Origin of the sequence: Streptococcus sp. SO4 (assembly GCF_030440055.1) — a bacterium.
Taxonomy (GTDB): Bacteria; Bacillota; Bacilli; order Lactobacillales; family Streptococcaceae; genus Streptococcus; species Streptococcus nidrosiense.
Window position 1 is genome coordinate 1 of sequence record NZ_JAQFJI010000006.1, and the last position, 21,921, is coordinate 21,921.

Annotated in this window: 28 protein-coding genes and 1 pseudogene; 25 read left to right on the forward strand and 4 right to left on the reverse strand. The window is 32.7% G+C overall.

The annotated features are described in order from the left end of the window. Positions 1-203: 203 nt before the first annotated feature. From PCY08_RS04555 to PCY08_RS04600, 9 genes and pseudogenes are all read left to right on the forward strand, one after another. Entirely contained in the window at positions 204-887 is a 684-nt protein-coding gene (locus PCY08_RS04555) for a hypothetical protein (RefSeq protein WP_301559563.1), read from the forward strand. Between the two features lie 242 nt (positions 888-1,129). Further along, positions 1,130-1,474 carry a hypothetical protein gene (locus PCY08_RS04560; protein ID WP_301559564.1) on the forward strand — a complete coding sequence of 115 codons (345 nt, stop codon included), beginning with the start codon at positions 1,130-1,132 and terminating at the stop codon, positions 1,472-1,474. Between the two features lie 75 nt (positions 1,475-1,549). Then, positions 1,550-1,816, forward strand: a complete 267-nt coding sequence (locus PCY08_RS04565) for a hypothetical protein (RefSeq protein ID WP_301559565.1) — start codon at positions 1,550-1,552, stop codon at positions 1,814-1,816. A gap of 780 nt (positions 1,817-2,596) precedes the next feature. After that, positions 2,597-2,833, forward strand: a complete 237-nt coding sequence (locus tag PCY08_RS04570; RefSeq protein WP_301559566.1) for a hypothetical protein — start codon at positions 2,597-2,599, stop codon at positions 2,831-2,833. A 148-nt stretch (positions 2,834-2,981) separates the two neighbouring features. After that, complete coding sequence (locus PCY08_RS04575) at positions 2,982-3,611, forward strand: TetR/AcrR family transcriptional regulator (RefSeq protein WP_002890498.1); 630 nt, start codon at positions 2,982-2,984, stop codon at positions 3,609-3,611. 276 nt (positions 3,612-3,887) lie between these two features. After that, a pseudogene (locus tag PCY08_RS09975) lies at positions 3,888-4,628 on the forward strand (hypothetical protein). A 134-nt stretch (positions 4,629-4,762) separates the two neighbouring features. Beyond that, on the forward strand, positions 4,763-5,500 hold the full coding sequence (locus PCY08_RS04590; protein WP_301559569.1) for an ABC transporter ATP-binding protein: 738 nt from the start codon (positions 4,763-4,765) through the stop codon (positions 5,498-5,500). Between the two features lie 2 nt (positions 5,501-5,502). Continuing rightward, on the forward strand, positions 5,503-7,185 hold the full coding sequence (locus PCY08_RS04595) for an ABC transporter ATP-binding protein (RefSeq protein ID WP_301559570.1): 1,683 nt from the start codon (positions 5,503-5,505) through the stop codon (positions 7,183-7,185). A gap of 449 nt (positions 7,186-7,634) precedes the next feature. Beyond that, positions 7,635-8,126 (forward strand): phosphoribosylanthranilate isomerase, encoded by a 492-nt coding sequence (locus tag PCY08_RS04600; RefSeq protein WP_223141026.1) that lies wholly within the window; start codon positions 7,635-7,637, stop codon positions 8,124-8,126. A gap of 290 nt (positions 8,127-8,416) precedes the next feature. Here the strand turns inward: PCY08_RS04600 and PCY08_RS04605 are convergent, their stop codons facing one another. Then, complete coding sequence (locus tag PCY08_RS04605) at positions 8,417-8,581, reverse strand: hypothetical protein (RefSeq protein WP_301559571.1); 165 nt, start codon at positions 8,579-8,581, stop codon at positions 8,417-8,419. 124 nt (positions 8,582-8,705) lie between these two features. Between PCY08_RS04605 and aac(6') the strand changes: the two genes are divergently transcribed. The 9 genes from aac(6') to PCY08_RS04650 all read left to right on the forward strand — a co-directional run bounded on the left by aac(6') (position 8,706) and on the right by PCY08_RS04650 (position 14,741). Beyond that, entirely contained in the window at positions 8,706-9,134 is a 429-nt protein-coding gene (gene aac(6') / locus PCY08_RS04610; protein ID WP_000348731.1) for an aminoglycoside 6'-N-acetyltransferase, read from the forward strand. Between the two features lie 47 nt (positions 9,135-9,181). Next, positions 9,182-9,790 carry a Type 1 glutamine amidotransferase-like domain-containing protein gene (locus PCY08_RS04615; protein WP_301559572.1) on the forward strand — a complete coding sequence of 203 codons (609 nt, stop codon included), beginning with the start codon at positions 9,182-9,184 and terminating at the stop codon, positions 9,788-9,790. Positions 9,791-9,966: 176 nt separating this feature from the next. Next, positions 9,967-10,710 (forward strand): CPBP family intramembrane glutamic endopeptidase, encoded by a 744-nt coding sequence (locus tag PCY08_RS04620; protein ID WP_301559573.1) that lies wholly within the window; start codon positions 9,967-9,969, stop codon positions 10,708-10,710. Positions 10,711-10,828: 118 nt separating this feature from the next. Then, complete coding sequence (locus PCY08_RS04625; protein WP_301559574.1) at positions 10,829-11,635, forward strand: alpha/beta hydrolase; 807 nt, start codon at positions 10,829-10,831, stop codon at positions 11,633-11,635. Between the two features lie 11 nt (positions 11,636-11,646). Continuing rightward, positions 11,647-11,793: an ADP-ribosylglycohydrolase gene (locus tag PCY08_RS04630; protein ID WP_301559673.1), complete on the forward strand. Its 147-nt coding sequence runs from the start codon at positions 11,647-11,649 to the stop codon at positions 11,791-11,793. Positions 11,794-11,992: 199 nt separating this feature from the next. Continuing rightward, complete coding sequence (locus PCY08_RS04635; RefSeq protein ID WP_301559575.1) at positions 11,993-12,373, forward strand: GntR family transcriptional regulator; 381 nt, start codon at positions 11,993-11,995, stop codon at positions 12,371-12,373. Then, complete coding sequence (locus PCY08_RS04640) at positions 12,366-13,214, forward strand: ABC transporter ATP-binding protein (protein WP_301559576.1); 849 nt, start codon at positions 12,366-12,368, stop codon at positions 13,212-13,214. Before PCY08_RS04635 ends, PCY08_RS04640 begins: the two co-directional genes overlap by 8 nt. After that, positions 13,214-13,843 (forward strand): ABC-2 transporter permease, encoded by a 630-nt coding sequence (locus PCY08_RS04645; protein ID WP_301559577.1) that lies wholly within the window; start codon positions 13,214-13,216, stop codon positions 13,841-13,843. The genes PCY08_RS04640 and PCY08_RS04645 overlap by 1 nt, the downstream gene beginning before the upstream one ends. 43 nt (positions 13,844-13,886) lie before the next feature. Continuing rightward, a complete protein-coding gene (locus tag PCY08_RS04650; RefSeq protein WP_301559578.1) occupies positions 13,887-14,741 on the forward strand; it encodes an ADP-ribosylglycohydrolase family protein in 855 nt (284 codons plus the stop codon). A 228-nt stretch (positions 14,742-14,969) separates the two neighbouring features. On the opposite strand, the gene PCY08_RS04655 is transcribed toward PCY08_RS04650, so the two are convergent. From PCY08_RS04655 to PCY08_RS04665, 3 genes are read right to left on the reverse strand one after another with little or no spacing between them, the layout of a single operon-like run. Beyond that, the gene (locus PCY08_RS04655; RefSeq protein ID WP_301559579.1) at positions 14,970-15,686 is read right to left on the reverse strand and encodes an ABC transporter permease; all 717 of its coding nucleotides are present in this window, start codon (positions 15,684-15,686) and stop codon (positions 14,970-14,972) included. Further along, positions 15,683-16,498, reverse strand: coding sequence for an ABC transporter ATP-binding protein (locus PCY08_RS04660; RefSeq protein WP_301559580.1), 816 nt, complete (start codon positions 16,496-16,498; stop codon positions 15,683-15,685). The genes PCY08_RS04655 and PCY08_RS04660 overlap by 4 nt, the downstream gene beginning before the upstream one ends. A 2-nt stretch (positions 16,499-16,500) precedes the next feature. Next, on the reverse strand, positions 16,501-17,295 hold the full coding sequence (locus PCY08_RS04665) for a MerR family transcriptional regulator (RefSeq protein ID WP_301559581.1): 795 nt from the start codon (positions 17,293-17,295) through the stop codon (positions 16,501-16,503). Positions 17,296-17,564: 269 nt separating this feature from the next. On the opposite strand from PCY08_RS04665, the gene PCY08_RS04670 reads away from it, so the two are divergent. From PCY08_RS04670 to PCY08_RS04700, 7 genes are all read left to right on the forward strand, one after another. Further along, positions 17,565-18,062, forward strand: coding sequence for a hypothetical protein (locus tag PCY08_RS04670; protein ID WP_301559582.1), 498 nt, complete (start codon positions 17,565-17,567; stop codon positions 18,060-18,062). A gap of 127 nt (positions 18,063-18,189) precedes the next feature. Further along, positions 18,190-18,414, forward strand: coding sequence for a hypothetical protein (locus PCY08_RS04675; protein ID WP_301559583.1), 225 nt, complete (start codon positions 18,190-18,192; stop codon positions 18,412-18,414). Positions 18,415-18,544: 130 nt separating this feature from the next. Continuing rightward, a complete protein-coding gene (locus PCY08_RS04680) occupies positions 18,545-19,111 on the forward strand; it encodes a hypothetical protein (protein ID WP_301559584.1) in 567 nt (188 codons plus the stop codon). A 147-nt stretch (positions 19,112-19,258) separates the two neighbouring features. Next, positions 19,259-19,867 carry a Type 1 glutamine amidotransferase-like domain-containing protein gene (locus PCY08_RS04685; RefSeq protein WP_301559585.1) on the forward strand — a complete coding sequence of 203 codons (609 nt, stop codon included), beginning with the start codon at positions 19,259-19,261 and terminating at the stop codon, positions 19,865-19,867. A 106-nt stretch (positions 19,868-19,973) separates the two neighbouring features. After that, positions 19,974-20,852 carry a phosphotransferase gene (locus PCY08_RS04690; protein WP_301559586.1) on the forward strand — a complete coding sequence of 293 codons (879 nt, stop codon included), beginning with the start codon at positions 19,974-19,976 and terminating at the stop codon, positions 20,850-20,852. Positions 20,853-21,089: 237 nt separating this feature from the next. Then, positions 21,090-21,548 carry a hypothetical protein gene (locus PCY08_RS04695; protein ID WP_301559587.1) on the forward strand — a complete coding sequence of 153 codons (459 nt, stop codon included), beginning with the start codon at positions 21,090-21,092 and terminating at the stop codon, positions 21,546-21,548. Between the two features lie 86 nt (positions 21,549-21,634). Then, positions 21,635-21,877, forward strand: a complete 243-nt coding sequence (locus PCY08_RS04700) for a phosphohydrolase (protein WP_301559588.1) — start codon at positions 21,635-21,637, stop codon at positions 21,875-21,877. Positions 21,878-21,921: the final 44 nt, after the last annotated feature.

Consider the following 21,921-nt stretch of genomic DNA (forward strand, 5'->3'; position numbering starts at 1 on the left):
AGAGGCAAGTGACGAGTCAAGAGCAATGAGGCTTGAACAACGTGAAAGCCAGCGTCTTTAGGCGCTGGCTGGTAATTTGGGCTTATAGCCCTGGTGCAAACCACCCGTTAGACGGGTGGTTATGATTTCAAATAATGATATAATAGGTTAAGAAAATAATGAAAACGCTATATATTTGAAAATTGATTAGGAAAGCAGGAAGTATGGAAACAATCGATATGATAATTAAATCATCAACTGAATTTTATAACGATTTAAAAGCTGATGAACATGACAGATATCGTTCGTGGGAACATTGCTATTCACATTTTATGATAGCTCGAAAAGAGAATGATGTGAATCTTGATTACCTGAGTTTACAACTTGCATTTTATTTGGCAAGTTGGGGGATGTATCGAGGTTCTTCATTTCTATTACAAAAGGATTATAGAGTACACATCCCTGTTGTGAGTGAGATTTTAAGCAACAAATATGATTCTCTAGCAGGAATAGAATGTAAAAATTTTAGAAATGAAAGTAATCAAAAATTGCTAAAAGAAATTAATGAGTTTATTGCTAATTATTATGATGAAATCAGGCGTGCAGTGAGGGGTTCAGCGCCAAAAAACAACTTATCAGATACACTAATCACAAAGATACTGATGGGCACACTCGGTTGTGTTCCGGCATATGACAGATATTTTGTTGCTGGAATAAGATCGCAAAAGATTGCAAGTGGAACCTATAACATTAAATCTATTTTACAACTAGTAGATTTTTACGAGAGAAACTTAGAACAATTAAATTCAGTTCAAAAAAACTTTATTGTTGCTGATATGCTGTATCCTCAAATGAAAATACTTGATATGGGATTTTGGCAGATTGGTTTTAACTTAGATAATAAATAACTATTTACATCTAAATCTGGAGATAATTAATGGATTTACTTTGAAAAAATAATAACTATAAATATGAAGAGATTATTTTTGTTTAATAATAATTTTTCATTGAATAGATTTTAGATTATTAACTTTCAGAGTATGATGTACCACAAATTCATTTTATTAGAGAAAGCAACTAGATAGCATACTATCAAGATATTTTAAATTAGATAATATTGTATTTTGGATTATAACAAAGGAGTACAAACATGCCGAAATATACCGACGAAGATATTAGAAAATTAAATAAAATCACATTAAAAATTGCTGGTGATTATTTAGGTATAAGTTCACAGGCAGTTGCTATAGGTCTTAGAAATAATCTTCTTCCAATTGGTTTTGCTATTCATAACGAAGAAAGAGATAGACGTTTCACTGAGAGTTGGTCATATCATATTATCGCCGAAAGAATGATTTCATACAATCACGGTAAGCTATCAGAGATCCGTGTTGAAAATATTGAAGCCAGTTTAGATAAAATTATAGAGGAATTTAACGCTTTAAAACAAGATTTACTTTTTATATTAAGCGAAAATGCAGAAGTGAAGAATTAGAAGTTTTTGAATTTGCGTTTTCGCTTGGTAAATATAAAAACAGTGATGTAAAATATAAGGGTAAAGGTGTTTCAAATGAAGATGATAAAGACCTTTTCTAGAGAAGAACTCTATGAAGAAATCTGGGAGATAAGTGCGAAACAAGTTTCATTGAAATATGATTTAAGTTATTCTGACTTACTCAAGAAATGTAAAGAATTTGAAATCCCAATTCCAAAGGGGAGTTATTGGTATCGTAAGAATACTGGACAAGACTTAAGTGAACTTATCGTTTCATTACCACAAAATGATGTAAATGAGGTTCATATTGATAGAAAAAGTTTAAAGAACAGTAGAATTTAAGTTGCTAAACATAAAGAAGATAGTACGGAAGATAAAAAAGAAGATATTGTTAAACTTGATACAACTAGTATAAGAAGTTCATTATCATTTTTAGAGGACGATAAAATAGAGCGTATTATTGAAGCAGTTTCAAATCTAAATCAGTCTCCAAATAAGAGATTACATAAATCTGTAGCTAATCTAAGGGATAAAATTGCAGAGTGGAATAAGAGGGAAAAAGCTGCTTCTTATCCTTACTTTGATTCTAGGCACAGATATAATGATTTAAAAGAACCTAAATTTGTAAAAAATATTTCACTAAATTCTCTTCCGCGTTTATATCGCTTTTTAGATACACTAGTTACTGTAATTGAAAAAATCGGCGATAATGTAACTTCAAATTGGGATATTCAAATTGATAAGGATATTGTTCGTTTTGAAGTTATAGAATCAACAGACAAAGTAAGTCATGAATTAACAAAAGAAGAAGCTAAAGAACTAGCGAAGTACAATGATGGCGTTAAGTTTAATAGATATGCTTTTAAACCAAGAATAAAGAAGTATGACTATATTCCAAATGGAAAATTTAGATTTAAGATAATAGATGGAAAATACATTAAAGACACTAAAGAATTCACACTTGAACAATCAATACCAGAAATAATCGTTTTAATTTACCAAGAGTATTATAAAGTTAAGAACTTACGACTTGAACGTGAAGAGAGAGCAAGACTATATGAAGAGGAGCAGGAGCGAAAAAGAAAATTACAAAATAGAATCGAAGAAGAGAAGAAGCGGACAATGTCTCTTCTGAATATGCTAGAAGATTTCCAAACTGCAAATGATTTAAGGCTGATGGCTGATAAATTGGAGATAGCAGGGAAACTTAGTAAGGACGAAATTGATTGGATTAGATCCAAAGCTGACTGGATAGACCCAATAGTTTCATCAGCAGACGAATTGTTAGGAATCAGAAATCATGATAATTCTAGAGAACAAAAAGAACAATATCTAAGTGATAAAAGGTACTACTGGTAAATTTTTCGTTAAAACATTTTAGCGAAGCGATAATGAAAAGCCTTGATTATAAGGCTTTTTTTGCATTTTCAAATAAAGAACTTGACATTATTAGTTTCTTTCACTACAATGGAAGTACATACCGTCGGTATGATAGAAAGGGATTAAAATGGCAAGGAATAGAAACTCACATGAAACTAGAAAAAAAATACTAGAGGTTTCTAAAAACTTATTTTTGGAAAAAGGATTTGATAATACGTCAATACAAGATATCATAGATGGCTTAGGTGGATTAACGAAAGGTGTTATTTATCATCATTTTGAGTCTAAATATGATATTTTGCAAACGATTATTAGCGAAAATAATCAAGAAATTTTAAATTATAATTGGAGAGGAAATACTGGATTAGAAAAGATACAAAATTCTTTGATGGACTCTTTCTCTAATTTTGAACACCAAAGGCTCGTTTATTCTGCCTCAATCATGCTAAGAAGTCCACGTTTGTTAGGAGAGCAGTATCTAGGTCTATTTTCTGATTTTTTACCGGAAATTAGAGAAAAAGTTTACGAAGGTGTTGAAGATGGGTCTATTAAAACAGAATATCCAGAAGAGCTAGCAGATTTAATTGTTTTGACTCTAAATATTTGGATTGGTTTTCAAATTTCCGTTTTTTCATTAGTCGAATTAAAGCGTAAAATGAATTTCATTAAACTTACTTTTGAAGGTCTAGGGGTACAGTTAATTTCTGATGAAATGATGGAGGTGATTTTCAACTTATTTGATCACTTAAAAAAATAGTAAATAAGTAGTCCCATGACATTCTTGTTAATACTAATTTCTATCTATGTATTATCAATTGAACGATCTATTTTACATTTTGATAATTAAAAAATAACATACTTTAAGTGTGTTATTAAAAATCTATTATACATACCGCAGGTATGTTTGTTTTTAGTATATACATACCGATAGTATGTATAGTGCCATTGTCTGAAAAATAAGCTTATTTTTAAATATTTGTTGAGATTAGTTTGAATAGTTTATTCTTTATTTACACTTTGGAGGAAAGAATCTATGTTGTCGCTTATTAAAATTGAATTAAATAAAGTTTCTAAATCTAAATTATTTTTAGCCTGGTTGTGTACCTTATTTATAGTGTTAGGTATTACAGCTATTATTATTATGGGGTTAGGTATTGACAATAAACTAGGAGAATTCACTGGACAGGATTCTAATCTTATTAGAATTACTGGGAAATGGGAAGGTTGGGCAATTGTAGCATCATTGTTTTCATCTTTATTTACAAAAGCAGCATTTTTGATTTTTGAATCTTATTTATTATCTACGATTATCATTGATGAATTTAAATGAAGAACAATTTTTCAGTTGTTTTCTTACCCTATTTCTAAAATAAAGTTACTATGGGGAAAAATTCTTTCAGTCATCCTAATAGCATTTATTACCCATTTTTCTGCACATTTAGTTATTCAAATATTCATTAGATTCATGGCTGTTGTCACTGAATCTAGTTATATCCCTGTTGCTAATCAATTAATTAACTTAGCTGGAATTACGTTTGGAACAGTACTAATAGGGTTACTACCATTTGTTTTAGGGATGATTAAGCATTCAACAGCTATAACAATGCTTACAGGTCTTGGTTTAGCAGCATTACTTTCTAATGTCAGTCCAGGAAGTTTATCTAATAATGTTGCTGATAACCTATTCTTTTTATTATTTGCAAGTTTCATAAGTTTAATGATTACTTCATTTTCAATTTATAATATTTCAAGACGAGATATTAGTATCAAATAGCATAGCTGAGTTTAATTGAAGGAAAGTTATAATTCCTTGATGATTTCTATAAAAAAGAGACTGTATAAGTTGGTATTTATGCTCCGGAAGAATAATTCTTGCATTTTAAGCTGGATATAGAAAGAGAGATAGAAATGAGAAATATTGTTGAAATAAAAGAAGTTTTTAAAACAATTGATAAAGAAGAAATTTTAAGTGGTATCAACCTTCAAATTGCTGAAGGAGAAATCTATGGTTTTTTAGGACCGAATGGTGCTGGAAAAACAACGTTAATGAAATGTATGTTATCCTTATCAACAATTACATCAGGTAGTATTGAAATTTTTGGGAAAAATCTACAAGAAAACAGAGAAGAAATCCTAAGTCAGATTGGAAGTATTATTGAATCACCAATTTTTTATGATAATTGTACTGCAAAAGAAATTTTGGAAATTCACGCACAGTATATGGGGAAAAATATTACTGAATCAGATATAATAAGATCTTTAAGAATGGTCGGATTAAAGAATACGACTAAAAAAGTAAAAGATTTTTCTTTAGGAATGAGGCAAAGGCTTGGTTTAGCTCGTGCTTTTCTAACAAAACCTAAATTGTTGATTTTAGATGAGCCAATCAATGGTTTAGATCCAATAGGAATTCAAGAAATTCGAAATCTTTTGTTGTCGCTTTCTAAGGAGCATGGAATTACAATACTAATATCGAGTCATATATTATCGGAAATTTCACAGATAGCAGATAAAATTGGTTTTATCAAAAATGGAGAAATTGTAGAACAGGTCTCTATGAAAGAGATTAGGAGAGAGAATATTAACTTAGAAGAATATTTTATGTCTCATTTTCTAAATGAAATTAAGAATTATGAGGTAGATTAAGGATGAAACAATTGATAAAGGATCATCAGAAGGCTTTTTATGCTTTCATGATATTTAATATACTGGTCCCTTTAACTAATATTGCTTTTGCTTATTCTATTAAAGGTATTATTGATAGTGGTATGTCCCAAAATGAAGATGCCTTAACTCAAGCGGTACTAGTAGGAGCTAGTGTTATTTTCATCTATGCAGGACTGAACTTTATATCTCTTCGATTGAGAAATAAACTTGTTAGGCAAATCATGTCAAGATACAAAAACAAGGTGTTCCAATCTACTTTAGATAGCGATTATAGAGACTTTTCTAAAGAAAAATCAGGGAAGTTTATTTCTGTATTAACCGAAAATATGAAGAAAATCGAGCAAGATTATCTACACCAGTATTTTAATATTTCAAAAAACCTTTCCTTAATGATTTTTTCACTCCTAGCTATGTTTATAGGTAATTGGTTTTTGACCTTATTAGTAATCATTGCTAGCATTATTCCAATGATGATATCAGGATTTATTGGGCAAAAATCACCTTCACTTCAAAAAAGAGCTATGATTGCCGATCAGAAGTATTTAGCTAAGGTTAAAGATATTTTAGCAGGATTTCTTGTTATTAAAAGTTATAATGTGAAAGAGGCTATTCGTATAGATTATAGTCATGAAAGTGAAAAATTGGATGAAATAAATTTTATAAAAGGGAAATTTGATGTTTTAGCTTATGTTATTTCGCAGCTTTCAGGGATGATTGTTTTTTTGGTAGCCTTTGGTGGAGGGATGTATCTCGTATTTAATGGCTATACCACAATTGGAAGTGTAACAGCTATTGTTCAACTGGTCAATTTTGTAGTAATGCCACTAAATGAAGTTGGCATGGGAATAAGTAAATTCCGTGAAGGTCAGGCAACACTAGATGCATTTGAGGTAAAAGATGTAACCGAACTTCAGACTGGTGAAACGAAAGAATATTTCGATGATGTTATTTCTTTTTCAAATATAGATTTTTCCTATCCTAATACTGAAGAAAAAATTTTTAATCATTTATCTTTGAAGATTAAAAAAGGAGAAAAAATTGCAATTGTAGGAATGTCAGGGAGTGGGAAATCAACTTTGCTCAATCTATTACTACGTTTTTACGATGTAACAAGTGGACATATTTCAATTGATAATCAAGATATACAAGCTATTTCAGCAGAGAGTCTTTATAACTTAATGACTATTGTTCAACAAGATGTTTATATCTTTGATGATACTTTAAGAACAAATATTACTCTTAATCAATCCTTTACTGATGAGGAAATAAAGCAAGCTGTATATCAGTCAGGTTTAGAAAGTTATGTTTTAGAAAATGAATCTGGTCTACAAGCTTTATGTGGAGAGAATGGATCAAATTTATCTGGCGGACAAAAACAAAGAGTTAGTATTGCGCGTGCCTTGATTCGAAAAACACCAATCTTATTATTGGACGAGGCAACCTCATCTTTGGATAATCAAGTAACTACTGAAATTGAAAGTTCAATCTTGGATATTCAAAATTTGACTGCACTTGTAGTAACCCACAAGTTGAATGAAAACATTTTGAAAAGATACGATAGAATTCTCTTTATGAAAGCAGGCGTCATTGTTGAAGATGGTTCTTTTTGTGACTTGATGGATAGAAGAGGTGAGTTTTATAAGTTGTTTGAGTTGAGTGTATAATTCTCATTTGTTTTATAGTATAATTTTATAAAACAATCTATCACTTTCGTTCTGTAGTATAGAAGTTTGCTATCACCACATGTTGAGGCAGTATCACTGCTTGTACGAGCTGAGGCATTAGCGAAGTAGAAGCAGATGTTCTGCCCATGGGATAGCTGTCGTAGAGTAAGGAGTATACGACGAAACGATACGGTAAGTCCGAAACACTGAATGTGTAAGCTTGTTTGTGAAATGTGGATAATCGTTCAAAAATCAGAAGGACTAGAGATGTATATGTTGGAATTGTATCAAAATCCTTCTTATAAGGATCTAGTCGCATTTGGGCCCTTATTAGAAGGAATAGAATTTGTATCTAAAATAACTGGATATACTCTAGAAAATGAAAGTGATTTTGTTCAAGGTAATAAAGTAGAAATAACGAACATTTAGATGAAAGGTTTAGAGTAAACATGAGTCTCTTATTTGAAGAATTTAAAATCATTTGTTTCCATTTAAATCGAGTCGGAATTACACCGACACTGATGGGTTCTTTGGGATTGGAGTTTAGAACGAAAGAAGATTGGGGGCCGTCTGACATTGACATTCATGTGCCTGGTGACCCTAGAGGTTGGGAAGCGCCTGATCATCTCAGAATTTACGACTGGGACAAGATAATGAAAGTGATGAAAGACTTAGGTTACGTCTTAATAGATATTCATGAGCATGAATTCCAAAAGGATCGAGTGAGTGTTGAATTTGGAAGTATCGATTCCTTACCTGATTTTGCAGGAGTTTCGGAATTTGATATAGAGCTTATTCACATTGAAGGCATCACTTTTCGTCTTCCAAGTCTGGAGCAGTATCTAAGTATTTACAAAGCTTCTTCTCAAGACTCCTATCGAAATGATCACAATAACAATAAGGATTTTAAAAAGATCGAGTGGCTGGAAAGACATTTGTAAATTATCATATGAAAAGTAGTAAGTTGTAAGACTGGCTGCTATGTTATTTTTATTGGTTATATAATTTATACTATATTGGCGAGTAATAGAATTAGTAAAGAAAAGGATTTTATATTTTAGATCAGCTTATCCATTATTGAAAGTAACGATTTGTTAATTAGATGATTAATGTTAGAGAATTATCAATTGTAATTTTAAGTGGAGTTATCGATGTCGTTTCTTTTGGAAGTGGTGATAATCTTTCCGTTCCACAGTATCATTTTAAAATGATTTTCATTGCCTTTTGTTTATTAGTATAAAAGCAGAATATTACCACATGTTGAGGCAGTATCACTGCTTGTACGAGCTGAGGCATCAGCGAAGTAGAAGCAGATGTTCTGCCCATGGGATAGGACTCGTAGAATGAGGAGGGAAACCGACGAAATGATACGGTAAGTCCGAACCGCCGAGTGCATGCCTCTGCTCTTCCGATTTGAGACAGTGAAAAGTAGAAGGGGATGGTATTAGTATCAATCAATGAGTAACAAAGTAACAGCATGATTCGAAACATTTGCTTGTAATTTGCGGAGGAACATCAATATGGATGGAATAACAAAAGATTCTATAAAAACGGCTAGACTAATGAAACAATTATGGCCCCAATTGACCGATAAAGAAGCTATTGATGAAGTAAAAAGATATACGAATGGCAAAAATACTGCAATCTTTACTGAAGTTGAAGGTGACACAATTGTAGGTCTAGCACTATGTTCACTCAGATTTGATTATGTTGAAGGTTGTAAATATAGTCCTGTTGGATTCTTAGAAGGGATTATTGTCGACGAGGAATATCGTTTAAAGGATATTGCTAAAAATCTCTGTACAAAATGTGAGGAATGGGCGAAAAATAAAGGATGTAAGGAATTTGCAAGTGACTGTACTTTAACGAATACGGATTCTATAAGATTTCATCTCAATATTGGATTTCAGGAGGCAAATAGGATTATTCATTTTAAGAAGAAATTATAATTTCAGAACGTGGTCAAAATTTATGTATCTTTAGGAAGTGTGTTAACTTGAAAGAACAAATTTTTTTGATGGGTGGGAATCCCCCAATAACGAAATATAGCATTGTTGATAAAATTGTATTATCAAGCAAGATTGAAAGAATTGTTATTTTTACAGTTTTTCGAGATAATTGGCAACCCTATATGAAAAAGTACACGGAAATTTTCCAAAGTCAATTTCCTAATCTAAACACTGATTATTTACTCTTGGACACTGAGCAGATTGATTTTGATAGCTATCTAGATGCTGATCTAATTATCATTGGTGGTGGAAATACGGAAAAGTATCTAGCTACTTATGTCAATCAGGAGTTCAAAAATTATATCGATCATATGCTTAATAAAGGGGCAAAAGTTATAGGGTTTTCTGCAGGAGCCCTATTATTAGGAGAAAAAGTCTATATCTCACCTAATGATAATTCAGATTATCAGATAAAGATAAAAAATGGATTAGGACTCTTTAGTCAGTTTTTAATTAGTGTCCATTATGATTCCTGGAATGATAAAGCTAATAAGGATAGAGCAGAAGAACTCGTCAGTGTTCCCATAATTCCACTAAATGATCATTCCTGTCTTGTATTGGATAGACTTGGAAACATTATTGAGAAAATTGACTAGTTTTAATCATGCGAATCTGAATATACGAAACTAAAGTATTGACGAAATGAATAGTGAAAAGCCTTGATTGTAAGGCTTTTTTGCGTTTTTGTGATAGAATATAGGTAGTTATAATCGAGAGCAACTAAGAAGCAGAAAAATATTATATATAGAATGATCAAAATAAGGAAGATAAGATGACAGAAATTGATAAAAGGAATTTAAGAAATTATCTTTATATTACATTTGGAATTACTTATATAGTTTGGGGTCTCCTTGCCTTATTTACACAATCTGATATTTTTGGATTAGAAACGATTATAGGAAGAACCTTACATATACTAGGTGCACTTGGACCAGCTATTGCAAGTGGCTTTTATTTGAAAAGGAATAATATAAAATTTCAATATTTTGTATTTAGTAAGAAAGAAAATAGTAGTATTTATTTCATCATTCATTTGTTAGCAATTTTGATACTATTTTCTGTATCTTCTTTAGAATTAAATGAAGTATCAATTTATCTGATGCCATTATTCTTTATACAACTAATTTTTTTTGGTGGTGGTCATGAAGAATTAGGGTGGAGAGGTATATTACAACCCTTACTTGATAAAAAATATACTTATTGGAAATCTAATCTGATTGTAGGATTAATTTGGGGGATTTGGCATCTGCCTTTATGGTTTATAGTAGGAGAAAGTCATCAAGGATTTCCTTTTATTTTATTTTTTATATATACATTATTTTTAAGTTTTGTTTTAGGGCTTCTTTATCGTCAAACGAAATCTGTCGGTTACTGTATATTATTTCATTCGTTCGCAAATTTGTTAAATCTTTATTTTGTTTTAAAAATTAATATTATTTTTATTATCATTTTTATTGTTTATTTAGTTTATACAATATTGGCGAGTAATAGAATTAGTAAGGAAAAAATCTTTTAAATTTTTGATCTGTTTAACTATTATCGAAAGTAACGATTGATGTATTTAGATCACAGCTTCTTTAAATAGATTAAACAAGGATGTATCTAGTGAAAGTCATACAGTAAGGAGTTTATATATGAAATTCCATGAATTTGGTGATAAGAATTTACCTCCTATCTTACTGATACATGGCGGTGGCAGTTCTTGGTGGAATTATCTTCGTCAAGCACGGATATTATCAAAAGACTACCGTGTTATTCTACCCACTTTGAATGGCCACGGCGAAGAATATCAACTTGATTATGTTTCCACTGAAGATTCTGCTTTGGAAATCCTAGACTATATCAAAGTAAATTGTGGTGGGAAATTGTTTGCGATCGGTGGCGTTTCACTTGGTGGTCAAATTGCCATGGAGCTTTTGTCATTAGACAGCGAGATAGCTGAGAAGGCCATCATAGATGGAAGCCTCTGTATTCCTCAACCAGGCTTAGCTAAAATCAGTATCTTTCTAGTATCTCTATTTGGTAAACTGATGTTCAGTAAATTTTCTTGCAAACTTCAATTAAGCATGATGAACAAAATCTATCCTCAACTGGCTTATCCAGAGGAAATAAAAGCTTATTATTTGGAGGATATGCCAAGGATACCTATCAAAACATTGGTGACCATTTACAAAACATATATGGGGCACTACAAGTTAAAGGACAAGATTTCTGCTAGCAAGGCCCAGGTTATGTATATTTACGGTGAAAAAGAATTGAACTGTGTGAGAGCATCGGCGAAATTATTTCAGCAGCTACATCCTAACATGATCCTGTATGAAGCAAAGGGGTATAACCATGGCTATCTATCAGCTTACCTGCCTCAAGAGTGGGTTGATTTGGTGGTGCTATTTTTAAAGAGTGATTCATCGGAAATGTGTAATGAATCTGATATGCCATAAGGAGGAAACGGATGCCAGGAGCAATAGTTGGAGACAATGTAGGTTCTGTTTATGAATGGGACAAAATTAAAACCAAGGATTTTCCCTTGTTTAGGGACGATTGTTTTTTCACTGATGATACGGTTATGACCTGTGCTGTTGCTGGTAAAAACGTATAAACCTGTGAACGAAAGTGATTTAGAAAAGCCTTGTTCTCAAGGCTTTTTGTTATATTAAAAATTACAATCGAAAAGTAATCAATTTAAACGATAATATGACTCATACAGATTGTTAAATATTGAACTAATATAACTGTTATGCTATAATATAAACAGATAAAACAGAGATAACAGTTGGATAGTTAGGAGGATATGGAGTGTGAATATACAAATTAATAATTCAAATGATGATCCGATTTATTTGCAGATAAAAAATCAAATAAAAGCTCAGATTATTTCGGGAGAATTAAAGGTTGGCGAGCAATTGCCATCAATCAGATTTTTAGCAAAAGAACTACGAGTGAGTATGATAACTGCTAAAAGAGCTTTTGATGAACTGGAACTTGATGGTTTCATTAATTCAGTTCAAGGTAAAGGTAATTTTGTTGCGGCTCAGAACAAAGAGCTTATTCGTGAAGAATATTTGAAACAAATTGAATCAAAGTTACAAGATATTGTTGAGCTTTCAGCAATTGCAGGTGTATCCAATGATGAGTTGGTGGAGATGTTTAGTAGTTACATGGAGGGGAAATATGAGTGATTATGCTATTGAAATCAAAAACTTGGTTAAAAAGTTTGATGGCTTTACATTAGGACCGATAGATTTGTCTATTCCTAAAGGGACTATCGTCGGATACATTGGTCAAAACGGAGCAGGTAAAAGTACAACTATAAAATTATTGTTAGGATTACTTAAGAAAGATTTAGGAGAAATTAAAATTTTAGGTTATGATAATCCTAACAGTATTGAATTGAAAGATAAAATCGGAGTAGTGTTTGATGATTTACTAGTGCCAGAAGAGATGACACTTGTTGATTTGGAAAAATTTTGTTCCAGAGTTTATTCAAAGTGGGATAGAGATTTTTTCTATCAACTAAAAAAGAAATTTAATTTATCAGAAAAGCAGTTTATTAAAAGTTATTCTCGTGGAATGAGAATGAAATTATCGATGGCAGTAGCTTTATCTCATAATGCAGAAATTCTTATATTGGATGAAGCTACAAGTGGGTTGGATCCGATTGTAAGGGAGGAAATTTTAGATATTCTTCTTGACTTTATGCAAGATGAAAATCATACAATTTTAATATCGTCACATATCCTATCAGATTTAGAGAAGGTGGCAGATTATATTGCTTTTATCAATGATGGTAAAGTTCTTTTTGTTGAACCAAAGGATGAACTCAAAGAAAACTATGGTATCTGTACTTTATCTAATGAAGAAGTTGAAAACCTTGATGAGGAAGCTATAATTGGGAGAAGGATACACTCATTTGGACAAGAGTTACTTGTTAAAAGAAATCTTGTTCCAGATGGAATCAGATTACAAAAACCGTCTATCGAAGATATTATGATTTATGTTGTGAAAGGAGATAAAAGGTAATGACTGCATTGATATTAAAAGATATAGCTACTTTAAAGAAAACACTACTATTATCGATCACTCTCTGTATTGCACTCGTTGTGTATGGGGTATATGAAAATGAAATTTTTATGATACCGCTTATTTGTACAATGATACCGTTAATTTTAACTGCTATCGCTTTTGGTTATGATACGAAATCAAAGTTTGAACAATTTGCCTTTTCAATGCCTATGAAAAAGAGTAGCTTTGTATTGAGTAAATTGTTTTTTGCATTTGTGTTTGGGCTATTCGGTTCAGTATGTTTATTTGTTCAATTGGTAATTAAAAGTGAGATGTCGATAGATAATATCATATTTATCTCACTAATTACATTAGTTGCAAGTGTTTTGATATCAGCTATTCAACTACCGTTTATCCTTAAATATGGTGCTGAAAAAGGTAGGCTGATTATGGTTTTAACCTACTTTATAGTATTTGCTCTATCTAGTCTTTTAAAAGCAAAATCAGATTTACTGACTAATGTTGTGGAGTTCTTCTTAAACAATTCGAGGGTAACGATCTTTCTTGGAATAGTCTTTGTCAGTATTGTTATCATAGGAATGGCTATAAAAATATCTATTTTAATTATGGAGAAAAAAGAATATTAGAGAAGTTGAGAGTGGATTATAAAAACTTAAAAGGAGGAATCTTATGCTCGGGGCAATAATTGGAGACATTGTAGGTTCTGTTTACGAATGGGACAATATTAAAACCAAGGATTTTCTCTTGTTTAGGGATGATTGTTTTTTCACTGATGATACGGTTATGACCTGTGCTGTTGCAGAAGCCATTATGAATGGCGGTCAGAAGGATAACTTTATTGACGCCATGAAGAAATATGGTAGGATGTATCCTGATGCAGGTTACGGTGCAAGATTTAGTAATTGGGTTGAGGGCAACGATCGAGAACCATATAATAGCTTTGGAAATGGTTCTGCCATGCGTGTTTCTCCTTGTGCTTGGGTCATGGATTGTAGTTTCTGTGCCAGAACAGGAGCCTGGCCGTCCAGAAGAGCTCTTGCACGACTTTCTGCAGAGGTGACTCATAACCATCCAGAGGGGGTCAAAGGAGCTTTGGCGACGTCTGATGCTATCTTTATGTGTCGCTTTTACTTTGGAGGTTACTGTGGGGATTATGAACAACCAATCAATGATAACCCTATAGAGTGCAAGAGACGCATCAAGGAACACATAGAGCAAGAGTATGGGTATAACCTTTCTCAATCACTAGATGAAATTCGTCCTACGTATCGTTTCAATGAAACGTGTCAGGATACAGTTCCTCAGGCAATCATTGCCTTTCTAGAAAGTACAGATTTTGAAGATGCGATTCGAAATGCGATTTCCCTTGGTGGGGATAGTGATACTCTTGCTGCCATCACAGGAAGTATAGCAGAGGCAGCTTATGGAATTCCTGATTGGATTAAGGAAAAGGTCTATACATATCTAGATGAGCCTTTAAAAGATGTGCTTAGACGGTGGGAGAAAGAAGTTTCAATATCATAATGGAGACTAGCCAGTCAATATCAAACTATGAAGGATAAGATTATGGAAGTTGAGCAAATACTAGGGTAAAGAGTTATCACCTTTTGAGAAGAAAAGGCAGAAACAAACTTAACCAAATAATGAGCTTGACCACTGAAAAACAGCAAAGCGACGAGATAACAAATAAACTCGTCGCTTTTTGCTTTTAAATTAATGGTGTAATTAATCCATTTTGCTCTATTCAGGTATTTACTCAGATTTTTGTTTATTCATTAGTAAAATGCATGTTATTACTGCTATACAAGATAGCAGAATCAAATACCATAGATTTTCAAGTCGAAGCCCATTATCTAACATCAAACGGTATCCCCAATAAGCCGGAATAACATGGCCTATTACTTGAAGAAAATCAGGGAGCAAACTAATTGGAAACATAATCCCTGAAAGCATAATTGAAGGCAAAAATACAAGTTGAGCTAACATGGTTAGCTTTGCCTGGTTTTTTAAAGTAAGTCCCAGTATACTTCCAATACTCAATGATACAACAATATAGATGGTTAGCGAAAGTAAGAAAAATGGAAGTTGAGTCGGTAGACTTGCTTTAAATAAAATAGGGGCAAGTAGCAGGATCACAATGCTGGTCATCATCAGATGAACAAAGGCAGAGAGAAGTATGCTCAGCAATCCTAAATAAATAGGGACACCATTAGCATTATAAATCTTTTTAATGTCGCTTCCATAAATTTCAACCAATGAAGGTGGCAAGCCAAGAAAGGCCCCCATTGAGACACTCATGACTATCATAGATTGTATGAGCGTACTTCCCATTTCAGGCATAACAGAAGTAAAAATACCACCCATGATGAGAAAGAAAATAAGCGGTACAATATAGAAAGTAACTAAGAGAGATTTGCTTCGTATATCTAATTTCCACTGTAATATTAGACTATATAAATAACAGTTCATTCTGATTCCCTCCTTGCCATTTTTATGAAATGCTGTTCCAAGTTGCCACGATCAACCTTTATATCCAATATCTGGATTTTTTTCTGCTTGCATTCATTCAATAATGAAATTAATGTATCCTCAATATTGCTCGTTTCAAAAGACTTCTCTGCTTCTTGAGTCTTCAAATGGATATAATATCTTCTTCCAACCTTGTCGGTCAGTTCTGAAGGAGTGCCACAAAAGACAATCTTTCCACTGTTCAAGATAGCAATGCGGTCACATAAGGTCTCAACTTCAGCCATATCATGACTTGCTAAAATGATTGTTTTCCCTTGTGATTTGAGATTTCGTATTTGTTCGTGGAGGGCTAGTCTTGCTTCAACATCAAGACCCGCTGTCGGTTCATCGAGGAAAATAATATCGGGATTTACGATAAGTGCAAGGGCGAGATGTAGTCTTCTTTTTTGTCCTGTGGATAATTGCAGATATTGTGACTTCTCAATTTCTTTTATTTTCAAAGCTTTAAGCATGTTATCATCAGTTTTTGTTTGATTCCATTTCGCAAAGAGCTTTATTGCTTCCATAGGTTTGATATGAGCGGGCAAAGAAGATGACTGCAGTTGAATTCCCATTTTACCGTTTACAACAATAGAGCCTCCATCATATTTTCTCAGACCTTCAATACATTCAAGCGTTGTTGTTTTCCCAGCACCATTCACACCAAGCAAAGCGAAAATTTCTCCCTTTACGATTTGAAAATTAAGACCTTTTAGGACCATCTTACTTCCGTATTTTTTCTCTAATCCACGAACCTCTATTGCGTATTTCATGCCTACACCTCCTCAAAGGGATTGGTTCCAAGTCTTGAAAAATAAACTTGCAAAGCGGGCTCTAAATATGAGTTAACGATTTTTTGCTTTTCCTCCCAAGCGTTAGTAGCGGTGTCAATATTACCGATTTCCAACAACTTCGGAAGCATAGTCATATCTCCATTTGTAAACTCCGTGATCAAGCTCCAGTATTCTTGTACAACCTGTTGGCATTGTTCGCTATCAGCTGGCACCTTTTCTTTTTGGAGCTTCACAATCTCATCACTCAGGTGATTAAATCTGGCCAGAAAGTCTGATCCGCTTTTCTTGTCAAATCGACTGCGTATGCGGTCCAGCGTATCATCATCAAAACGTTTAATCAGAGAGTAAGATTCATTCTTCATTTGTAAATTGACAATAATATCTGCATACTTTTTAAAGTCAACCGTCTGTATTTGTAAAACTTCAACTTTTAACTGCTCTATTTCTGACAATGATGCCTGAAGCTGTTCTATTTTTTGGCGAATATCATCTGCTTGCTCTGTAAGAGCATTTGCAACTTCAGCTGGAGTTTTCAAAGAGTTCAAACGCCCCTTTATGTCATTCAGAGAAAAACCAAGTGATTTCAAGGATATAATCTGATGAAGCATGACTAGATCTTTATCGGTATAAAGCCTACGTCCCCCCTCACTTTCTGCAGATGGAGAAAGCAATTCTTCTTTATCGTAGTATTGTAGAGTACGGACTGTAACTCCCATTTTCTTTGCGACTTCCCCAACTGTCATAAAACCTTCAGGGATTGCTCTGATTTTTGCCATTATTCTCCCCTCCTAATATATATTATACATCATTACGTAAGGTCATGAGCAAGCGCTTTATAAAAATTATTGATTAAAGATTTATTCTAGTGATCTCGTTTACTTAATATAAATGAAAATGCTTGTGAAAACACCTATTTTAAGGTGACAAAAAGGGGAGGAAAGAGAAGTCCCAAAACAATTACTTGGACTTAGTATATCTTTTTGCTTTGTTCAATGATTGGTGCTATAATGTAGTTAAAAAGTAAAGAAAATATAGGAGATATATGATGAACTCAACTTATATTATTATATTTTTTCTTGTCCTTTGGCTCTTGCTTTTTGTTGGATTTATGATTGTATATAGCAATAGAAAGAAAAAAGCTGTTAGCTTTGTTAGTGATAATAGTGATAAAGCTATTGTTTATTTATACTGTTCAAAAACTAAAATTAATGGACGGAATCTTGCTGACTTTAATCCAATAACTGGAGAAAACCTAGAAAATGTAGTTGCTTTAGTTCCAGGGAGATATACAATCGAGGGAGTTTATAAAACGACTGAGACTCGATTGAACAAAACAATCAATATCAAATCAGAAAATATCAGTATGGATCTTGACTTGGAGGCTGGGAACACCTATTCAATAGCTATGTACCTATACTCTCCTGAAGAAAGACAAGAGCACGAGAATGGCAAAAGTTATGAAGTTGTTTTGAGTGTTCCGTTAACAATTGTTGTGGGTAGTGATTTCATCAAAGCATACATTATCTGCTACAAAGAAAAATAATCATTTAGGAGGTTGAAGTTCAGATTTGAACTGACCTCTTTTTCTAAAATTAAGAGAAGCATTAAATAGCATCATTTTTTCTAGAATGTTTGCGCATCAATCCGAATTTGTGGGGGAGATAAATGTTATGAAAAAGAGTACCCATAATATATTAACTAAGATTCCTATATATCGAATTTTATTAAAACAATCGAGTAAAGGTGAGATGAGGCTATGCAGTCCATTCCTTCAAGATTTGGCGGAAGAAGGGATTATACCAATTGAAATTTATGAACTTCTAGAAGAAAAATATACTGGTGAAGTGGTAACGAGGGAAAGGTTTTATGAAGGTTATTATAAAATACTGAATTAAAGTTTAAGCAGGAGGTTAACAAAATTTAATGTTTTACTTTTATTTTTCAACAGAAGTACCACAGGCTGAGGTAGTAATAACGTAAAAATGATGAGAATTAATAGAAACAGTTAAGATTAGAGGATGATAGATGATTATATTGGAATTGTACCAAATTGATTATTCAAAAGATTTAGTCGCTTTTGATTCTTTAGAGGAGGGTAAAGCTTTTGTAGCTCAAATTCCTGGATATACTTTAGAAATAGAAGATGGGTTTGAGGAGGAGTATGTGAACCCAAAATACTTGCCGGATTATATGGAAATTGTCTTTAACGGAAATATTGTACCCTTGTCTAGATTTTCGTTTGATTCTGAGGAAAATGTGGACATTATTTGGAAAGAGATTTCGAATATATCCGTTAAAAACGATCAAGTAATCGAAGGGTATTCAAAAATCGATGCCTATGTCGTTAATAACGATGAAGTCAAAGCTTATATCGAAGCAAGAGAAACCAAGTATCATCAGGTAAAAGACTTTTTAGAAGGCAGTGGGTATGAAGTTGACAGAAGCTTTTTCGGAAGTGAAGACGGCGAAGCGATTGTCTATAGAAAAAAAGGCGCCGAAGATTGGCACTTTTTGTGTCACCTGGATCCTTCGTTTATAGAGATTGAAGATGTCGAAAAGTTTGTTAAAGAAGCAGTGGATGCTATTCAGTAGTCACTCAAAGTTCGTTGTTAGTGTGTAATATTACTTGTGCGATCTTAGTCAGTCAATAATAAAATAATATGTTTTAAGAAAAAATTATAATTTCGAAACGTGAATAAACTTGTTTAAACTTTATGTTTCTTTAGAAAGTGAGATAACTTGAAAGAACAAATTTTTTTGATGGGTGGAAATCCGCCGATAAAAAACCATACGATTGTTAATAAAATAGTGTCATCAAGGAAAATTGAAAGAATTGTCATTTTTACAGTTTATCGAGAAAATTGGCAACCCTATATGAAAAAGTACACGGAAGTTTTCCAAATTCAATTTCCTAATCTAAACACTGATTACTTACTTTTGGACACTGAGCAGATTGATTTTAATAGCTATTTAGATGTTGATCTAATCATCATCGGTGGTGGAAATACGGAAAAGTATTTAGCTACTTACGTCAATCAGCAGTTCAAAAATTATATCGATCGTATGCTGAATAAAGGGGCAAAAGTTATAGGGTTTTCTGCAGGAGCCCTATTATTAGGAGAAAAAGTCTATGTTTCACCTAATGATAATTCAGATCATCAGATAAAGATTAAAAATGGGTTGGGACTTTTTAGTCAGTTTTTAATTAGTGTCCATTATGATTCATGGAATGATAAAGCTAATAAGGATAGAGCTGAAGAACTCGTTAATGTTCCCGTAATCCCACTAAATGATCATTCCTGTCTTGTATTGGATAAACTTGGAAATATCATAGAAAAAATTGACTAGTTTCCATTATCTAAATCTTGATCTAGGTAACTAAAGTGTAGACGAACTGGATAGGTTACTAGTGAAAACTGCAAAAAGTGTTGTGAAATGAATCGGAGAGTGCTTGATGGATTTTAGTAGTAAGATAACCATAAATAAAGGCTGGTCAGATGATAAAAAATATTGTGTGACAGATCAAAATCAGCAAAAATATTTCTTGCGTGTTTCTGATAAGGATAAGTTAGATTCTAAAAAATTTGAATTTGATATGATGGAGAAGGTGGCTTCTCTTGGAGTTCCGATGTGTAAACCGATTAGCATAGAACTCTGTGATGACGAAGTGCATTCTTTACACGAATGGATAGACGGGAAAGATGCAAGAGAAACCATTTTAACTGTTTCAAAAGAACAACAATACACTTACGGAGTAGAAGCAGGAAGTATCCTTCGAAAAATTCATTCTCTTCCTGTTACAGAAGTTCGTGAAGATTGGGAATCCTTTTTTAATAGTAAAATTGATGACAAAATCAAAAAATACAAAGAATGCCCCGTTCAATACGAAAATGGTCAGATTTTTATTGATTTTTTAAATGCAAATCGAGAATTGTTAAAAGACAGACCTCAGGTTTTTCAACATGGAGATTATCATATCGGAAATTTCATGATTGGTGAAGATCGTAAAATTTATGTCATTGACTTTGATAGATTTGACCTTGGAGATCCTTGGGAGGAATTCAATCGTATTGTATGGTCTGCTCAAGTTTCACCTTCTTTTGCCTCTGGTATGATAGATGGATATTTTGATCATAAGGTTCCAGATTTATTTTGGAAACTTCTTGCTATCTATATTGTAAATAACATAGTTGGTGCTCTTCCATGGGCTGTACCATACGGAGCTGAAGAAATATCAGTAATGCAAAATCAAGCTAAGGAAATTTTAGAATGGTATGATGATATGAAGCGAATCATTCCTAGTTGGTACTTGAACAAGAAGAAGACTGAATAATATAAACGTTGGAATATCAATTTTGGAAAAATCATATTACGATTACTTGATAATCTTATTTCGAATCTAAATCGCTATAAACACATATCTTATCTTGGATAAACTTGGAAACATCATAGAGAAAATTGACTAGTTTATATCATGCAAATTGGGATCTAAAAAATCAAAGTATGATGAATATGATTTATTAATTAAAGTTTCATTCAACAAATATTAAATGATTAGAGAGGGAAATCCATGCTAAAATCCAATAAATGGCTATACATCGCTATTTTGTCCCCCTTTCTGCTTGTGAGTTTGCCCTTTTTTATCAATGGGAATTTAAGTAATGGTAATCTTCTATATAGCAACAATTCTAAGTTAATTCTTGATCATGAAGACTCAATCAAGAGTGAAATTATGACCCATTTGAAAGATGACGGAAAATACGTAAAGTCTGTGACGATTTTGCCGAATACTGCTCGAGGAGGCTATGATGATAGTGGTGATATGGGCGGTCATTATCATATTTACTTTTCAGCCTATGTCAATGATAATCCCAAGCAGTCCTTAAATGTCGAACTGTATTTTCCAGATGCAAGTATTCATACTTTTACCGTTGTCCACCCCAATCCCTTTAAGGATAAAAAGAAGATGAAGCGATGGTTTATAGGTGATATTAAAATATCAGATGATCCTTCCTGGGATGGGAAGTAATAAATAATTAATTAATATTATCATGTGGTAGTAGTATCCTTGCTGTCAGAGAAAAGGTAGTTATAGTATTTTAAAGAAGGTCTATCATGAAAATGGAAATCGGGAAAACCTATCTTGTAAAAAAAGATATTTTCAGTTTTAAAAAAAATGAACTCTGGACCTTAGTAGATAAGGGATTTCAGGCTTATTTTGGAGAACATAACTTTATATTTGTCAATGATGATAGAGTGAAGGTATTTGCAGTTTTAAAAGACGGTACAGAAGAAGATATGTCTATTTACCATCATCTGGATGACTATTTTGAAGCAGTCGCTCATGAGAATTTTTAAAGAATGTGAGATGCAAATTGAAAATGCTTACTTTTAATTAAACT

What these genes read in the sequence shown, in the direction of transcription:
- PCY08_RS04555 (WP_301559563.1), top strand. Translation starts at nt 204, where the DNA reads ATGGAAACAATCGATATGATAATTAAATCATCAACTGAATTTTATAAC.
- PCY08_RS04560 (WP_301559564.1), top strand. Translation starts at nt 1,130, where the DNA reads ATGCCGAAATATACCGACGAAGATATTAGAAAATTAAATAAAATCACA.
- PCY08_RS04565 (WP_301559565.1), top strand. Translation starts at nt 1,550, where the DNA reads ATGAAGATGATAAAGACCTTTTCTAGAGAAGAACTCTATGAAGAAATC.
- PCY08_RS04570 (WP_301559566.1), top strand. Translation starts at nt 2,597, where the DNA reads ATGTCTCTTCTGAATATGCTAGAAGATTTCCAAACTGCAAATGATTTA.
- PCY08_RS04575 (WP_002890498.1), top strand. Translation starts at nt 2,982, where the DNA reads ATGGCAAGGAATAGAAACTCACATGAAACTAGAAAAAAAATACTAGAG.
- PCY08_RS04590 (WP_301559569.1), top strand. Translation starts at nt 4,763, where the DNA reads ATGAGAAATATTGTTGAAATAAAAGAAGTTTTTAAAACAATTGATAAA.
- PCY08_RS04595 (WP_301559570.1), top strand. Translation starts at nt 5,503, where the DNA reads ATGAAACAATTGATAAAGGATCATCAGAAGGCTTTTTATGCTTTCATG.
- PCY08_RS04600 (WP_223141026.1), top strand. Translation starts at nt 7,635, where the DNA reads ATGAGTCTCTTATTTGAAGAATTTAAAATCATTTGTTTCCATTTAAAT.
- PCY08_RS04605 (WP_301559571.1), bottom strand. Translation starts at nt 8,581, where the DNA reads ATGCACTCGGCGGTTCGGACTTACCGTATCATTTCGTCGGTTTCCCTC.
- PCY08_RS04620 (WP_301559573.1), top strand. Translation starts at nt 9,967, where the DNA reads ATGACAGAAATTGATAAAAGGAATTTAAGAAATTATCTTTATATTACA.
- PCY08_RS04625 (WP_301559574.1), top strand. Translation starts at nt 10,829, where the DNA reads ATGAAATTCCATGAATTTGGTGATAAGAATTTACCTCCTATCTTACTG.
- PCY08_RS04630 (WP_301559673.1), top strand. Translation starts at nt 11,647, where the DNA reads ATGCCAGGAGCAATAGTTGGAGACAATGTAGGTTCTGTTTATGAATGG.
- PCY08_RS04640 (WP_301559576.1), top strand. Translation starts at nt 12,366, where the DNA reads ATGAGTGATTATGCTATTGAAATCAAAAACTTGGTTAAAAAGTTTGAT.
- PCY08_RS04645 (WP_301559577.1), top strand. Translation starts at nt 13,214, where the DNA reads ATGACTGCATTGATATTAAAAGATATAGCTACTTTAAAGAAAACACTA.
- PCY08_RS04650 (WP_301559578.1), top strand. Translation starts at nt 13,887, where the DNA reads ATGCTCGGGGCAATAATTGGAGACATTGTAGGTTCTGTTTACGAATGG.
- PCY08_RS04655 (WP_301559579.1), bottom strand. Translation starts at nt 15,686, where the DNA reads ATGAACTGTTATTTATATAGTCTAATATTACAGTGGAAATTAGATATA.
- PCY08_RS04660 (WP_301559580.1), bottom strand. Translation starts at nt 16,498, where the DNA reads ATGAAATACGCAATAGAGGTTCGTGGATTAGAGAAAAAATACGGAAGT.
- PCY08_RS04665 (WP_301559581.1), bottom strand. Translation starts at nt 17,295, where the DNA reads ATGGCAAAAATCAGAGCAATCCCTGAAGGTTTTATGACAGTTGGGGAA.
- PCY08_RS04670 (WP_301559582.1), top strand. Translation starts at nt 17,565, where the DNA reads ATGAACTCAACTTATATTATTATATTTTTTCTTGTCCTTTGGCTCTTG.
- PCY08_RS04675 (WP_301559583.1), top strand. Translation starts at nt 18,190, where the DNA reads ATGAAAAAGAGTACCCATAATATATTAACTAAGATTCCTATATATCGA.
- PCY08_RS04680 (WP_301559584.1), top strand. Translation starts at nt 18,545, where the DNA reads ATGATTATATTGGAATTGTACCAAATTGATTATTCAAAAGATTTAGTC.
- PCY08_RS04690 (WP_301559586.1), top strand. Translation starts at nt 19,974, where the DNA reads ATGGATTTTAGTAGTAAGATAACCATAAATAAAGGCTGGTCAGATGAT.
- PCY08_RS04695 (WP_301559587.1), top strand. Translation starts at nt 21,090, where the DNA reads ATGCTAAAATCCAATAAATGGCTATACATCGCTATTTTGTCCCCCTTT.
- PCY08_RS04700 (WP_301559588.1), top strand. Translation starts at nt 21,635, where the DNA reads ATGAAAATGGAAATCGGGAAAACCTATCTTGTAAAAAAAGATATTTTC.